General features: G+C 72.3%; 11 protein-coding genes and 1 riboswitch. Of the genes, 7 read left to right on the top strand and 4 right to left on the bottom strand.

Going from position 1 to position 14249, the window contains the following annotated elements; translation table 11 throughout:
• Nucleotides 1–8: 8 nt before the first annotated feature.
• Complete coding sequence (locus AMK10_RS02765; RefSeq protein WP_073744390.1) at nt 9–449, bottom strand: hypothetical protein; 441 nt, start codon at nt 447–449, stop codon at nt 9–11.
• A 108-nt stretch (nt 450–557) separates the two neighbouring features.
• On the opposite strand from AMK10_RS02765, the gene AMK10_RS02760 reads away from it, so the two are divergent.
• Both AMK10_RS02760 and AMK10_RS02755 read left to right on the top strand, forming a co-directional pair.
• Complete coding sequence (locus AMK10_RS02760; RefSeq protein WP_382565179.1) at nt 558–1634, top strand: hypothetical protein; 1077 nt, start codon at nt 558–560, stop codon at nt 1632–1634.
• Between the two features lie 174 nt (nt 1635–1808).
• Entirely contained in the window at nt 1809–3455 is a 1647-nt protein-coding gene (locus AMK10_RS02755; RefSeq protein WP_073744386.1) for a DUF5691 domain-containing protein, read from the top strand.
• Nucleotides 3456–3704: 249 nt separating this feature from the next.
• On the opposite strand, the gene AMK10_RS02750 is transcribed toward AMK10_RS02755, so the two are convergent.
• Nucleotides 3705–4118, bottom strand: coding sequence for a cobalamin B12-binding domain-containing protein (locus AMK10_RS02750; protein WP_073744384.1), 414 nt, complete (start codon nt 4116–4118; stop codon nt 3705–3707).
• Nucleotides 4119–4465: 347 nt separating this feature from the next.
• Here AMK10_RS02750 and AMK10_RS02745 point away from each other — a divergent pair, with 347 nt between their 5' ends.
• A complete protein-coding gene (locus AMK10_RS02745; protein WP_079180595.1) occupies nt 4466–5416 on the top strand; it encodes an esterase/lipase family protein in 951 nt (316 codons plus the stop codon).
• A 306-nt stretch (nt 5417–5722) separates the two neighbouring features.
• A complete protein-coding gene (locus AMK10_RS02740) occupies nt 5723–7363 on the top strand; it encodes a M23 family metallopeptidase (protein WP_073744382.1) in 1641 nt (546 codons plus the stop codon).
• 251 nt (nt 7364–7614) lie between these two features.
• On the opposite strand, the gene pcrA is transcribed toward AMK10_RS02740, so the two are convergent.
• Nucleotides 7615–10053: a DNA helicase PcrA gene (pcrA, locus tag AMK10_RS02735; protein WP_073744380.1), complete on the bottom strand. Its 2439-nt coding sequence runs from the start codon at nt 10051–10053 to the stop codon at nt 7615–7617.
• Between the two features lie 257 nt (nt 10054–10310).
• A riboswitch (cyclic di-AMP (ydaO/yuaA leader) is annotated at nt 10311–10468 on the top strand.
• Between pcrA and AMK10_RS02730 the strand changes: the two genes are divergently transcribed.
• The gene (locus AMK10_RS02730; RefSeq protein ID WP_073744378.1) at nt 10467–11621 is read left to right on the top strand and encodes a C40 family peptidase; all 1155 of its coding nucleotides are present in this window, start codon (nt 10467–10469) and stop codon (nt 11619–11621) included. (Overlaps the previous riboswitch by 2 nt.)
• A 70-nt stretch (nt 11622–11691) precedes the next feature.
• Here the strand turns inward: AMK10_RS02730 and AMK10_RS02725 are convergent, their stop codons facing one another.
• Nucleotides 11692–12045: a hypothetical protein gene (locus AMK10_RS02725; protein WP_073744376.1), complete on the bottom strand. Its 354-nt coding sequence runs from the start codon at nt 12043–12045 to the stop codon at nt 11692–11694.
• Between the two features lie 356 nt (nt 12046–12401).
• On the opposite strand from AMK10_RS02725, the gene AMK10_RS02720 reads away from it, so the two are divergent.
• Together AMK10_RS02720 and AMK10_RS02715 are read left to right on the top strand one after the other, a co-directional pair.
• The gene (locus AMK10_RS02720) at nt 12402–13472 is read left to right on the top strand and encodes a C40 family peptidase (protein ID WP_073744374.1); all 1071 of its coding nucleotides are present in this window, start codon (nt 12402–12404) and stop codon (nt 13470–13472) included.
• A gap of 12 nt (nt 13473–13484) precedes the next feature.
• Complete coding sequence (locus AMK10_RS02715; protein ID WP_073744372.1) at nt 13485–14240, top strand: GNAT family N-acetyltransferase; 756 nt, start codon at nt 13485–13487, stop codon at nt 14238–14240.
• Nucleotides 14241–14249 lie beyond the last annotated feature (9 nt).

The following is a 14249-nucleotide window of genomic DNA, read 5'->3' as shown; positions in this document are numbered from 1 at the left end:
ACGGAGCGTCAGCCGGTGACGGGCGAGACCGCGACGCAGCCGCCGCTCGTGAGGATCTCCTCGCCCTTCGCCTCCTCGATCACCTTGCCCTTGTACGTGATCGTGCAGGCGATGCCGGCCGCACCCTCGGCGGTCCCCACGGGCATGACCGCGGGCGGCATGATCCCGCGCAGGGTGACGGTCTTCCTCCACGGCAGTGCGGGCGAGTCGACCGTCTCGATCTCCGGCTCCATGGCGCTCCCGCCGCCGCCGTGGAACTGGATCTGCTCGGCGCCCGTGCCGGTGGCCTCGTACGTCACCTCGTACGTCTCGTCCACGATGTCGTCGACCGCCTTGTCGACGGATCCGGAACAGGCACCGGCGGTGAGTGCGAGGCCGCACACGACCAGCGTCGCGGCTCCGACACGCATGGTGCGTCTGAGATGGGTGGTGCAAGTGATGTGATCCATCGGATTTCCCCCGTTTTTTCTCGAAACACTCTCTCCTTCGCAGGGAAGCGCACGGAGGCGAAACGGTCAAGTCACCCCGGAACGGGCGGAGTCGCAGGTCACGGCCCATTGTCAGTGGGGCGTTCTAACGTCGTTCCCATGATGTTGTCCAACGGGGGAGAACCTGTGCGGTCCGCCGGCCCCGGCGAGGTCCGGGCCGAGGACGCGGCTGCCGCCGCGCGCTCGGCGGCGGCCGTCCGGCGCGCCGGCCGCAGGGCCGAGCGCGTCACCGGCGGCGCGCAGGAGCTGGAGCAGCGTCTCACCGACCTGCTGCGCGGCGGCCTCGCGGCGACGGACCGGACCGGCCATGGCCTGTGGGAGGAGACCGCCGCCCGCATGGTCGACGCACAGGCTCCCGGACTCGCGCGCCTGGTACGGGAGTTGGGCGCCGTCCCGGCGTCGGGCTCCGGCTGGCCCGTGCGGCTGCTGGAGGAGTGCGCCCTCCTGCATCTGCTGGATACGGCCTGGCTCGGCCTCGACCGGCTGCCCGGCCCGCTGGCCTCGACGGTGCGTACGAGAGTGGGGCTGACCGGCTCCGCCGACGGCCCTGCCGTCCGGGATCACTGGCTGGTCCTCGCGCAGTACGACACACCGGACGGCAGGATCGTCACCCGCCGCATCTGGCTGTACGGCAGGGAGTCGACGCGCACGGCCCTGCTCCTCTTCCACGGGGCGCCGGGGCGGGCACCGGCGCCGTCGCTGCCGGTCGGCGCGGTGATCGACGCCGAACTGACGCCGTATCCGGGTGGTGGAGGCCTGCGGGCCGAGCTGGGCGAGCGGTTCGGCGACCCCGTCACCTCGGCGGCGCCGCCGCCGGGCGGGACGACGGCCGACGCCGTCGCGGCGTACGGGCGCGCCCTGCGGGACGATCCCTGGCTGGAGGCCTGGCCGTTCACGCTGGAGGACGTCATACCCGCGCCGTCCGGGGACGGTTGGCAGCTGGTCGGCGCGGCGGACCGTTCCGCGCTGCCGATCGCCCCCCGGGCGCTGTCCCGGCCGGGCCTGTGGAAGCTCGTGGCGCTCTCAGGCGGCGGCCCGCTGACCGTGTTCGGGGAGTGCGGGCACCGGGGTTTCGACCCGATAGCCGCATGGTGCCCAGGACCCTCGGGAGGAGCCGCCGAGGGCACGGCCGTGGCCCTCGTCTGAGGCGTTCGCCAGAGGTCGCCCGAGGCGCTCCTCCGAGGCGTTCGCCAGAGGTCGCCCGAGGCGCAGCGCGTCCTCCTCGGCCATCCCGCTCGCCTCGCCCACCCCGTTCTCCCGAAACACGCGTACGACGCGCACACGCTCCGAACCGCGCACGGCCGACCGACGGAGGGACCGATGCCCACCACTCGCACGACGACCGGCGCGCTCATGGGCGCCCGCTGGGAAGACCTCGTCACCTCGGCGCTGCTCGGCACCGACCGGCGCCCCCTGCGGGCGGACGGCGGCATCCCGGCAGGGCCGTCGGAGCTGCTCGACGCGGCGGCGGTGCACACCGTGCGGCGCAGGGCCTCGCTGCGGCCGGCCGCCGGGGTGGCCGTGCCATCGCCCGCACCCGACGATCCGCGGCCCCCGCTGCCCACGGCCGCCCGGCACCGGCTCGCCCAGCTGCTCGCCGACCGTTCGGCGCCGCCCGGCGGCGGGCGGCGCGGAGCGGCTCCCGACCTCACCGAGCTCATTCCCCAGTGGCTGATCACCGCGGGGGCGCGCGGCTTCCGCGCACCGGCCGAGCTGCTGCCCGCGCTGCTGGACGCGGCCCGGGCGCGTACGGACCTGCGCCCGCTCGCCCTGGCGTTCGCCGGGCCGCGCGGGCTCTGGCTGGCCGGGCTGAACCCGGAGTGGAGGTTCGCGCTGCGGGCCTCGTCCCAGGGGGCTCACCGGCCGGACCCGAAGGACCCGGAGGCGGTGCGCGAGCTCTGGGACGAAGGGCTGTTCGCGGAGCGGGTCGCGCTGCTCGGCGCCGTACGGGAGCGGGATCCCGGCGCGGCCAGGTCCCTGCTCGCCGCCACCTGGTCCACGGAGCGGGCCGAGGACCGGCTGATGTTCCTGGACTCCTTGCGGGCCGGGCTCTCGGGGGCGGACGAGGCCTTCCTCGAAGAGGCCCTGGCGGACCGCAGCCGCAACGTCCGCTCCACAGCGGCCGAACTGCTGTCCGCGCTGCCGGAATCGGCGCTCGCCCGCCGGATGGCGGCCCGGGCCACGTCCTGTGTGAACCCGGACCGCACGGGGGGCTCGGTGTCGATAGCCGTGGAGGCGCCGCACGAGTGCGATGCCGCGATGCAGCGGGACGGTGTCGTGCCCGTGCCGCCGTCGGGTCGGGGCGAACGCTCCTGGTGGCTGGGCCAGTTGGTGGAGGCGGCCCCGCTCGGCGTCTGGGTGGAGAGGTTCGACGGCCGCACGGCCCGGGAGCTCGTGGCACTGCCCGTCGCCGACGGCTGGGCCGGGGAGCTGCACGCCGCCTGGTGCCGGGCGGCGGTGCGGCAACGGGACCCCGACTGGGCGAGAGCTCTACTCGGCGCCCCCTCCACTCCCCCGGCCAACGGCCCGGGCACCGCGTCCCTGGCGGAGCGGTCGAAGCTCCTCGCCACCCTGCCGTCCGCCGAGCGGGCGCTCTGGGTCGCAGGATTCGTGGCCGCGCACGGTCTGTCGGAGGCCTTCCAGCTGCTCGGCGTGTGCGCGGTGCCCTGGGACGCGCCGCTCGGCCGGTCGGTGGTCGACGCACTGGACATCGCCAGGGACGCGGGCAGCTACCCCTGGAGCTTCAGCGGAGTGATGGGGCTGGCCGAGCGCTGTCTGAACCCCGCCGAGGCGGACCGTCTCGCCGTGCTCACGACCACCCCGGACGAGCCGGAGGACGCCTCACCCGGTGCGGGGGGTTACTGGTCGGAGGCCTTCCAGCGCCTGGTCTCCACCCTGCGCCTGCGCGCCGCGATGGACGCCGAACTGGCGGAGGACGCCCCGGAAGGGACGGGCACCCGGAACTGACGGGCCCACCTCGCCGGACACGCCCGGCCGGGCCGTCCGCCGAACACGGCTGCCCGGAGCCACCGCCCAAGCCTTCCGCACAGGAACGCGGGCAGGCCACCGCCCCGAGCTCCCCGCCCCAGGAACACGGGCGCGGGCCGGACGGCTTCCCCGAGCCCGCTCGCCCACGAACGGAGGCGCAAGCCGGCCGGACCAGCAACGCCGACGCGAGCCGGGCGGCCGGACACCACGGACGGCAGGCTCGCCGGCTCAGGCCTCCGCGGGCTGGCGGACGTTCGCGTTGACCCAGTCGACGATCGAGGCGGTCGTCGCACCCGGGGTGAAGATCTCCGCGACGCCCTGCTCCTTCAGCGGCGCGATGTCCGCCTCGGGGATGATGCCGCCACCGAAGACCTTGATGTCCTCCGCGTCGCGCTCCTTGAGCAGCTCGATGACCTTGGCGAACAGCGTGTTGTGCGCACCGGAGAGGATCGAGAGACCGACGGCGTCGGCGTCCTCCTGGATCGCCGTGTCCACGATCTGCTCGGGGGTCTGGTGGAGCCCCGTGTAGATGACCTCCATGCCCGCGTCCCGCAGCGCCCGTGCGATCACCTTGGCCCCTCGGTCATGGCCGTCGAGGCCCGGCTTCGCCACCACCACACGGATCGGACCGGTCACACCCATCAATGCCTCCACATGCGTCTCCCGCGCCTGGCGGCCCGGGGATGTGAACGAACGTTATCCACAGCATCCCGCACGGCGTCGTTTCGCGGTGGACCGGGAGGGGGAAATCACACATGGGACATGTTCGCCAAGCGTCGTTCCCCGCATCGAGCGACCCACGGGCCGCGCGGGTACCGCCGCCAGGGGAGCCGCAACGAGGTCGCCGTACCACCGCGCCGTCAGCAGCACGGCACGGTGGTACGGCCCCCGGCCGCCACCAGAGCCGCCGACCCGCCTCCGCAGCGACCCGATGAGGGCGTACGGGGCAGGGAGCCGCCTCCCCCGCATGCCAGTGCAGGAGGTCGGCCATGAAGGTCCTGTCCTTCCTACCCCTACTGCTGCGCAGCACCTGCCTGCGCCCTGCCTGGCTGTCATCGGCGCTGGTCAGAGCCACCGCGCTGGAGCTGGTGATCCTGGCCGGGCATGTGCTCATCTACCCCGCGGGCCTCACCCCCGAGCGCCGGAGCCCCGCACCCGGGCCCGGCGACGGGGACGGGGCCCAGGACGGCACGGGGGACGGCTCCGACGACGGCGCCGGGACAGGCGCGGCCACGGGACCGGACGCCGCTCCCGGCGGAATCACCCGTTCGGCCGACACGGCCGCGCTGCCCACCAGCATCGGCGAGCATCCACCCGTCGTCCTCCTGCACGGTTTCATCGACAACCGCTCCGTCTTCGTGCTGCTGCGCCGCTCCCTGGCCCGGCACGGCTGGCGCCATCTGGAGTCGCTCAACTACTCGCCGTTGACCTGCGACATCCGCACGGCGGCCGAGCTGCTCGAACGCCACGTCGAGGAGATCTGCGCCCGCACGGGGCATCGCCGGATCGACATCGTCGGCCACAGCCTCGGCGGCCTGATCGCGCGGTACTACGTGCAGCGGCTCGGCGGTGACCGGCGGGTGCGCACCCTCGTCACACTCGGCACCCCGCACAGCGGCACGGCGGTCGCCCCGCTGGCCGGCGCACACCCCATCGTCCGCCAGATGCGCGGCGACTCCGATCTGATCGCGGAGCTGCGCCGCCCCGCGCCGGGCTGCCGGACACGGTTCGTCAGCTTCTGGAGCGAGCTGGACCGGGTGATGCTCCCGGTCGAGACGGCCTGCGTCGACCACCCCGACCTCGACGCCGTCAACGTACGCGTCACCGGTATCGGCCACCTCGCGCTTCCGGTCCATCCGGCCGTCGCGTCCGCGATCCGTCAGGCACTCGAGTCCGACGGTGCGGCCATCGACGTTCCGGGAGCCGCTTCCGTCGCCTGAGCGGAACCGCCCCCTCCGCCCGAGCGGAGCCACCTCCGCCACCCGCGCGCGACCGCTTCCGTCGCCCGAAGCCGTCCCGCGGGACGCCCAAACCCCCGAAAAAATAGAACTAGTTTCGAACATAGGGCCAAGCCTGGCTCCGTCGTCCACCGAAAGGCGTCCGATTGCCCGTTTCCTGAGGGACCAGAAGCCGCCGAAGATTGTCGTCCCCTCGTACTGCCGGGTACAGTCGCGGCCACTGCTCACCCTGGGATCCCCCCACCGGACCCCGGAACAGGTCCTGCTGCCGAGGCGAGAGAGAAGTTGGTGAACGACCAGCACCCCCACGCCGGGTATGCCGGATACGACAGCCAGTCCACCGGCTTCGACACCGACCCGCTCTTCGGAACACTGCCGGGTCAGCACGACACCAGCCATGAGCCGACGTACGGCGGCGGTTACGCCACCGCGTACGACGACGGCGGCGGCTACGGCGCTTACGACGCCTCCCAGTGGGAGACCGGAGCGCATCAGCAGGCCTCGTACGACGCCTACGGCGCGCAGGCCCATCCGCAGGCGCCGCAGGGGTACGACACCACCGCGACCTGGATGCCCGAGCACGGGATCCCCGCGCAGGCCCCCGCCCCGGACGCCACGGGCCAGTGGGACACCAGCGGCTGGGACCACACCGGCCAGGCCGACCAGTGGGCGACGGGCGACACGGGCGCCTTCCCCACCACGACCTTCGACACCACGGCCTACGCGACCGGCACGTTCGCCGTCCCCGCCTTCGAGGGCACGGGATACGAGGGCTTCGAAACCGCCGACACCGGCGCCTACGACGCGACCGCCTGGAACACCGGCGCCACGCCCGAGAACGCTGCGTACGCGTCCGAACAGACTTCGCATCACGCGTACGAACACCGGTCGGCCGCCTACGAGCCGTACGAAACAGCCGAGTTCGGCGCGCACGACGCCCTCGGCCACGACGACGCACTCGGCATGCACGACACGACGGGCGTCCACGACACGCTCGGCGCGCACGACGCGACCGGCGTCCACGACACGCTCGGCGTCCACGACACGACGGTGGATGCCTACGACGAGGTCCCGGTGTCCGGCGAGGCGGAACCGCTGCCGGACGTCATCGATCTCACCGCGGACCACGCCTCCGGGTCCGCCTCCACCGCCGCCCGCCCGGTCGGCCGGTCGGCCGCCCAGCGTGGCGGAGGCCGAGGACGGCGCCGCACCCCGGCGAAGCGTTCCGCGCTCCTCACCGTGGCCGTGCCTTCCGCCTGCGTCATGAGCGTCGCGGGTATCGCCGCGGCCTCCGTGAGCGGCATCAGCGGCGAGGAGACGAAGGACGACACCGCCTCCATGGCGGCTGCCGACATCGTCAAGCCGGCCGTGGCCAACAACAAGCTGGACACCCAGCTCGCCAACCTCAGCGCCGACGCCGAGAACTTCGCGGACCGCGCCAGCCGCACCCAGGAGCGCATCGACCTCAAGGAGCGTCAGGCCGCCGAGAAGAAGAAGCGCGAGGAGGAGGCCGCACGCCGCGAGGCACTGCGTCCGAAGTTCGTCCTGCCCGTGAAGCAGCACGGCCTCAGCGCCACCTACGGCCAGGCCGGGGTGAACTGGATGTCCGTGCACACGGGCATCGACTTCCCCGTCTCCTACGGCACCCCCGTGATGGCGGCGACCGACGGCACCGTGCGCACCCAGTGGAACAGCGCCTACGGGAACATGGCCATCGTGACCGCGGCCGACGGCACCGAGACGTGGTACTGCCACCTCAGCACCACCCGGATCCGCTCCGGCTCGGTCAAGGCGGGCGACGTCATCGCCTACTCCGGCAACTCCGGCAACTCCACGGGCCCGCACCTGCACTTCGAGGTACGGCCCGGCGGCGGCTCGGCGATCGACCCGATGCCATGGCTCCGCAGCCACGGCATCAACCCGTACTGAGCCCTGCGCGGAAACCCGCACTGAAGCCCGGGCCACGGCCTGTACCGAGACCCGGGCCCCGGCTCGTACCGCGTCGCGGACCGAAGCCGCCCCCGGACCGGACCACCCGCACCCGGACCACCCGGGTCAGGACCGCCGAGCCGTGGGCACGTACCCGTGCCGGGGCCACCAGGCCATGGGCCCGCATCCGAACCCGTGCCGCGTCAGGGGCACGGGCCGTTGCTTGCCCCCGCCCCTGACGCGCCGGCGGGTCAGAGCTTCTCGACCGGGGCGTAACGCAGCAGGAGCTTCTTGGGCCGCTCGTCGCCGAAGTCGACCGTCGCCTTCGCCTGGTCGCCGAACCCCTCGACCGCGGTCACCGTGCCCAGTCCGAACTGATCGTGCGTGACCCGGTCCCCGGCCACCAGGGTGACCACCGGCTTCTCGGAGGTGCGCCGGGTCGCGAACCCCGAGGGCCCGGACTTCGAGCGCGACGAGGACAGTGACGACGTGATCCCCGACGTGGGTCCCGCCGGAGCGGCCATCGGTCCCTTGCGCTTCCACTCCAGGTGCTGGTCCGGGATCTCCTCCAGGAACCGCGAGGGCGGGTTGTACGAGGGCTGGCCCCAGGCGCTCCGCATCGCCGCCCGGGTCAGATACAGCCGCTCGCGGGCGCGCGTGATGCCCACGTAGGCGAGCCTGCGCTCCTCCTCCAGCTCCTTCACCTGGCCCAGCGCGCGCATGTGCGGGAAGACGCCGTCCTCCATGCCGGTCAGGAACACCACGGGGAATTCGAGGCCCTTGGCGGTGTGCAGCGTCATCAGCGTGACGACACCGGAGCCGTCCTCGTCCTCGTCGGGGATCTGGTCGGCGTCGGCGACGAGCGCGACCTTCTCCAGGAACTCGGCGAGTGTGCCCGCGCCCTCCTCCTCCGCCCGCTCCTGCTCGAATTCGAGAGCGACGGAGGCGAGCTCCTGGAGGTTCTCGATACGGGTCTCGTCCTGCGGGTCGGTGGACGCCTGGAGTTCGGCGAGATAGCCGGTCCGCTCCATGACGGCCTCCACGACGACCGCCGGGCCCGCGCCGGACTCCACGATCGTGCGGAGCTCCTCCATCAGCGTGTTGAAGCGCTTCACGGCGTTCGCCGAGCGGGCCGCCATGCCGTACGCCTCGTCGACGCGGCGCAGCGCCTGCGGGAAGGAGATCTTCTCGCGCATCGAGAGGGCGTCGATCATCGCCTCGGCCCGGTCCCCGATGCCGCGCTTGGGCACGTTGAGGATGCGGCGCAGCGGGACGGTGTCCTCGGGGTTGGACAGCACCCGGAGATAGGCCAGGACGTCCCTGACCTCCTTGCGCTCGTAGAAGCGCACTCCGCCGACGACCTTGTAGGGCAGTCCGACGCGGATGAAGATCTCTTCGAAGACACGGGACTGGGCGTTCGTACGGTAGAAGACGGCGACGTCACCCGCCTTCGCGTCCCCCGCGTCCGTCAGCCGGTCGATCTCGTCCGCGACGAACTGCGCCTCGTCGTGCTCGGTGTCGGCGACGTAGCCCGCGATCCGGGTGCCCTCGCCGGCGTTCGTCCAGAGGTTCTTGGGGCGGCGGCTCTCGTTGCGCTCGATGACGGCGTTGGCTGCGGAGAGGATCGTCTGCGTGGAGCGGTAGTTCTGCTCCAGCATGATCGTGGTCGCGTCGGGATAGTCCTCCTCGAACTGGAGGATGTTGCGGATGGTCGCGCCGCGGAAGGCGTAGATCGACTGGTCCGCGTCACCGACGACGCAGAGCTCGCCGGGGGCCTCGACCTCTCCGGACGGGCCCACCAGCTCACGCACCAGGGTGTACTGCGCGTGGTTGGTGTCCTGGTACTCGTCGACCAGGACGTGGCGGAAGCGGCGGCGGTAGTGCTCGGCGACGTCCGGGAACGCCTGGAGCAGGTGGACCGCGGTCATGATGATGTCGTCGAAGTCGAGGGCGTTGGCCTCACGCAGCCGCGCCTGGTAGAGCGCGTACGCCTGGGCCAGCGTCTTCTCGAAGCCGTCGGCGGCCTGGCCGGCGAAGGTCTCCTCGTCGATGAGCTCGTTCTTCAGGTTCGAGACCTTCGCCGTGAACGACTTCGGCGGGTAACGCTTGGGGTCGAGGTCCAGATCGCGGCAGACCAGCGCCATCAGCCGCTTGGAGTCGGCGGCGTCGTAGATCGAGAACGACGAGGTGAAGCCGAGGCGCTTGGACTCGCGGCGCAGGATGCGCACGCACGCGCTGTGGAACGTCATGACCCACATGGCGTTGGCCCGCGGTCCGACGAGCTGCTCGACGCGCTCCTTCATCTCGCCCGCGGCCTTGTTGGTGAAGGTGATCGCCAGGATCTGCCCCGGGTGCACCCCCCGCTCGGCCAGCAGATGGGCGATGCGGTGGGTCAGCACCCTGGTCTTGCCCGAGCCCGCCCCGGCGACGATGAGCAGCGGGGACCCGGCGTGCACGACGGCGGCGCGCTGCTCGGTGTTCAGCCCGTCGAGCAGTGCGGCCGAGTCGATGACGGGGCGCGGGGCGCCGTCGCGGTAGTACGCGTCACGCGGCGGCGGAGGCGCGTCGAAGACGTCCTCGAAGAGGCCCTCGGGCACGGCTTCGGGGGCGTGCTCCTCCGGGGGCGGCGGGGGTCCGTCGTCCGACTGCTGGAGGCCGGTCAGGAAACTGTCGTCAAAGAGGCTGCTCATCGCCTCACGAGTCTAGGCGGCCGCACCGACAGCCCGTGGCCTCATCGGCGACAAGGGCCAAGGCCGTGCGCGCAACGAGACGGAACACCCACGGTGGGTGAGATTCCGGGGGCGGTCCCGGGCGTGCGGACCGCCTTCCGGAAAAGGTCACGAAAATGTATCGGGCATATCGAACATCAACCTTCACAGGGACACCACGGGTTGGCTAGCGTGCTCCGACGGGTGCTCCGTATCCCCTTGAGGCGAACCGCGCCGCACGGGCACCCCCGCCGAATCCGCACTCCCCCGGGAGCCGGAACCGGGGACCCACACGCAGCACCGGGGTGAATCGGTCCGTCTCCACCGGACCGTAGGGCAGCCTTCCGTTCCGCCCGAACCCGACAGCTAACCCGGTAGGCGGTCCACGGAAGGAGATGCCGGCCTTGGCGTCGCATCGCAAGCCGCGCACCCGGGTGCGCACCACCACCCCTGCCGTCGGTCTCACCACCGCGGCGCTCGCCTCCGTCACCCTGCTGTCCACGCAGAGCGCCACGGCGGCCCCCGCCGAGCCGAAGCCCAGCATCGAGGAAGTCCAGAAGAAGGTCGACGCCCTCTACCGGCAGGCCGGCACCGCGACGCAGAAGTACAACGAGGCGAAGGCCGCGCAGACCGAGCAGCGCTCCAAGGTCGACGACCTGCTGGAGGCCGCCGCCAAGCGCGCCGACAAGCTCAACGAGACGCGCCGGGAGCTGGGCAACTACGCGGCGGCGCAGTACCGCAGCGGCTCGATCGCCCCGACGGCGACGTTCTTCCTCGCGGACGACCCGCAGTCGTACTTCGACCAGGACCAGCTGATGGCCCGGATGACCAGCCAGCAGCAGAAGGCGGTCGCCGACTTCCGTACGCAGCAGAAGGAAGCCGCGGCGAAGCGGGCCGAGGCGACGAAGAGCCTGGAGACGCTCACCGAGTCGCAGGCCACGCTGCGCACCAGCAAGCAGGACGTGCAGGCGAAGCTCGCCGAGGCCCGCACGCTGCTGTCGGAGCTGACCGCCGAGGAGAAGGCGCGGCTCGCGGAGCTGGAGCGCAAGAAGGAGGCGGAGGCCGAGCGCAAGGCCGAGGAACTGGCCAGGCAGCAGGCCGCCGCCGCGAAGGAGAAGGCCGACCGGGCGGCCAAGGAGGAGGCCGCGAAGGAGGAGGCGGGCACGGGGGCCGGCGACACGGGCTCCGACAGCGGCTACGCCTCGAAGGCCGACAAGGTCCTCGCCTTCGCCGCGGCGCAGATCGGCAAGCCGTACGTCTGGGGGGCGACGGGCCCGTCCTCGTACGACTGCTCCGGGCTCACCCAGGCCGCCTGGAAGGCGGCCGGTGTCGATCTGCCGCGCACCACCTGGGACCAGGTCGAGGTGGGCACCCGGGTGGCCACGGCGGATCTCCAGCCGGGGGACCTGGTCTTCTTCTACGACGACATCAGCCACGTCGGCATCTACAAGGGCGACGGCATGATGATCCACGCGCCGAAGCCGGGTGCGAACGTCCGCGAGGAGTCGATCTACTACATGCCGATCTACGGCAGCGTGCGCCCGGCGTAGCCACGCCGCCCGCACACGGCAGAGGGCCCGGGGTGATTCCCGGGCCCTCTGCCGTACGGCCTCCGGCCGCTCAGGTCCAGAGCGTGGCGATGAAGATGTTGGCGACCGTCAGCCCGCCGACCGCGGCGAACGCGCCCTTCTCCACCTTCTCCTCGTCCCGCTTCACGTAGACGAGCGCCAGGATCACGATCAGGACCAGCAGCTTCACGCCGATCTTGATGTTGTTCACGGTCTGGTCGTCGGCCTGGTTGAGGCCGACGAGGGCGACGCCCGTCACGAGCATGGTGAGCGCACCGTGCAGCATGGCCGGCACGAAGCGTGCCGTGCCCGCCCCCATGGCCTTCATCTGGGTCAGGAAGCCGCCCAGAAGGGAGGCGATGCCGATGATGTGCAGGGCCACGAAGACATTGATGAGTACGTCCATGGCCGCAGCCTAACCACGCCCATACCAGCACTCTTCGGCCAGGTACGACTTCCCGATGAATTGCCCCCGAGCCTGCGCGGATTGTCGGACTCCGGTTGATTTTTGAGATCACTCGGCGGAAATGAAACAGCACATGCGGGCAATAGCTGTCATTACGCCTCTTCCCGGTGCCCCGGGTTTAGCGTCCCTCCCAGGTGACCGACTCTGCACCGCCGCCCCGTACCGGGTGGCACCCCGGTCACCCCGCCGGAGATCCGGTGGCGGGCCACTCCCCCCTGTGGTGGCCCGCCGCCGGTCCCCGGCGGGCCCGCCGGCACCCCCCGACGGGCAGTCGAACGGAAGGACGCACCACCCTCGTGGCCGCGCATCGAAAACCCGCTCACCGCAAGCCCAAGCAGAGTCTGTTCACCGGCCCTGCTGCCCGCACCGCCGCGACGCTCGCCCTGGCCGGGGCCGCCACCGCGACCTGTCTGGACGGCGCCGCCCAGGCCGAGCCCCAGCTCACCCCGGCCCAGGTCAAGGCCAAGGTCGACCGGCTGTACCACGAGGCCGAGGTGGCCACCGAGAAGTACAACGGCGCCAAGGAGACGGCGGCCCGCTCGGAGAAGTCCGTCGACGCGCTGCGCGACGAGGCCGCCCGCAGGACCGAGCGCCTCAACACCGCTCGCGACGCCCTCGGCGCGTACGCCACCGCCCAGTACCGCAGCGCAGGCGTCGACCCCGCCGTGCGGCTGGCCCTCTCCTCCGACCCGGACGAGTATCTGGAGCGCGCCTCCTTCGAGGACCGGGCGGGCGACCGTCAGGCGGGCGCGATCAACGGCGTACGCCGGCAGATCAGCGACCTCGCACAGGTGCGTGCCAGGGCCGAGGACGAGCTGGAGGTCCTCGCCGCCCGGCGGGCCGACCTGAAGAAGCACAAGGACGAGGTCCGCGGCAAGCTGTCCGGCGCCCGGAAGCTGCTGGCCACCCTCACCGCCGCCCAGCGCGCCGCCTACGAGCGTTCCGCCGACGCCGCGCACGGCGGCGGCGCGGTCCGCGCCGACCGGAGCGCCCCGCGCGGTTCCGTGGCCGCGCCCAACGCCCGCGCGGCACAGGCCGTGGACTTCGCCTACGGGGCGCTCGGCAAGCCGTACGTCTGGGGCGCCACCGGGCCCTCGTCCTTCGACTGCTCGGGGCTCACCCAGGCCGCGTGGCGCGCCGCGGGGGTGTCCCTGCCGCGCACGACGTACACCCAGATCAACGCGGGCCAACGCCTGTCCCGCTCGGAACTGGCGCCGGGCGACCTGGTGTTCTTCTACCCCGGAGTCACCCATGTCGGGCTCTACATCGGCGGCGGACAGATGATCCACGCCCCGCGGCCGGGAGCACCCGTACGTATCGCGCCGATCTCCGAAATGCCTTTCGCCGGTGCGACCCGGGTCGCCTAGGCTCCGGGACCCATGGACACCGCCATTCAGAACTACGCGCGCACCCTGGCTCTCCGGTCGCCGGACCACTACCGGGTGGGCCCGTTCACCGTGCGCCACAACCCGGGCTGGGAGCTGAAGTTCGCCAACTACGCCATCCCGGACCAGGGCGCCGAACCGACCGCCGAGGACATCGCCGACCTGGTCACGGCGTTCCGTGAGCACGAACGGCTGCCCCGGCTGGAGTTCCTGCCCAGCTGGGCGCCCGCCGTCGAACCGGCCCTGCTGGCGGCCGGTTTCACGGTGGAGAGCCGCGCCCCGGTCATGTCCTGCGCCCCCGACGGGCTCCTCCCGCCGAAGCCGGTGGACGGCCTGCGCGTCTCCGAGCCGGTCACCGCCGACGAGTTCACCTCTGCGGCTGCCGTCCAGCACACCGGATTCGGCGGTGAGGGCGGGCCGGACGACGGCGAGATCGCCTGGCTGCGCGGGGCGAGCGCGGGCGGCGGGGTCTCGGCCCTGGCCACCCTGGACGGCCTGCCCGCCGGCGCGGGCGGCTGCTCGGTACCGGCCGACGGAATCGGCGAACTGGCCGGGCTGGCCGTCGCCGCGGCCTTCCGCCGCCGGGGCGTCGGCGCGGCGCTCTCCGCCTGGCTGACCCGCACCGCCTTCGAGCGCGGCTTCCACACCGTCTGGCTGGAGCCCGGCGGACCCGACGTCGAGCGGGTCTACGCGGGCATCGGCTACCGCAGGACCGGCGAGAAGCTCAACATCTCGCTCGATCCCGGGTGAGCGCGGGGC

The organism is Streptomyces sp. CB02058, from assembly GCF_001905505.1.
Taxonomy (GTDB): domain Bacteria; phylum Actinomycetota; class Actinomycetes; order Streptomycetales; family Streptomycetaceae; genus Streptomyces.
The sequence above is the reverse complement of the archived record's forward strand: the minus strand, read 5'-3'. Positions and strand labels throughout refer to the sequence as shown.

Excerpts from the sequence above, each read along its gene's own strand:
- AMK10_RS02765 (WP_073744390.1), bottom strand. The coding sequence starts at position 449 with ATGGATCACATCACTTGCACCACCCATCTCAGACGCACCATGCGTGTC.
- AMK10_RS02755 (WP_073744386.1), top strand. The coding sequence starts at position 1,809 with ATGCCCACCACTCGCACGACGACCGGCGCGCTCATGGGCGCCCGCTGG.
- AMK10_RS02750 (WP_073744384.1), bottom strand. The coding sequence starts at position 4,118 with ATGGGTGTGACCGGTCCGATCCGTGTGGTGGTGGCGAAGCCGGGCCTC.
- AMK10_RS02745 (WP_079180595.1), top strand. The coding sequence starts at position 4,466 with ATGAAGGTCCTGTCCTTCCTACCCCTACTGCTGCGCAGCACCTGCCTG.
- pcrA (WP_073744380.1), bottom strand. The coding sequence starts at position 10,053 with ATGAGCAGCCTCTTTGACGACAGTTTCCTGACCGGCCTCCAGCAGTCG.
- AMK10_RS02730 (WP_073744378.1), top strand. The coding sequence starts at position 10,467 with ATGCCGGCCTTGGCGTCGCATCGCAAGCCGCGCACCCGGGTGCGCACC.
- AMK10_RS02725 (WP_073744376.1), bottom strand. The coding sequence starts at position 12,045 with ATGGACGTACTCATCAATGTCTTCGTGGCCCTGCACATCATCGGCATC.
- AMK10_RS02715 (WP_073744372.1), top strand. The coding sequence starts at position 13,485 with ATGGACACCGCCATTCAGAACTACGCGCGCACCCTGGCTCTCCGGTCG.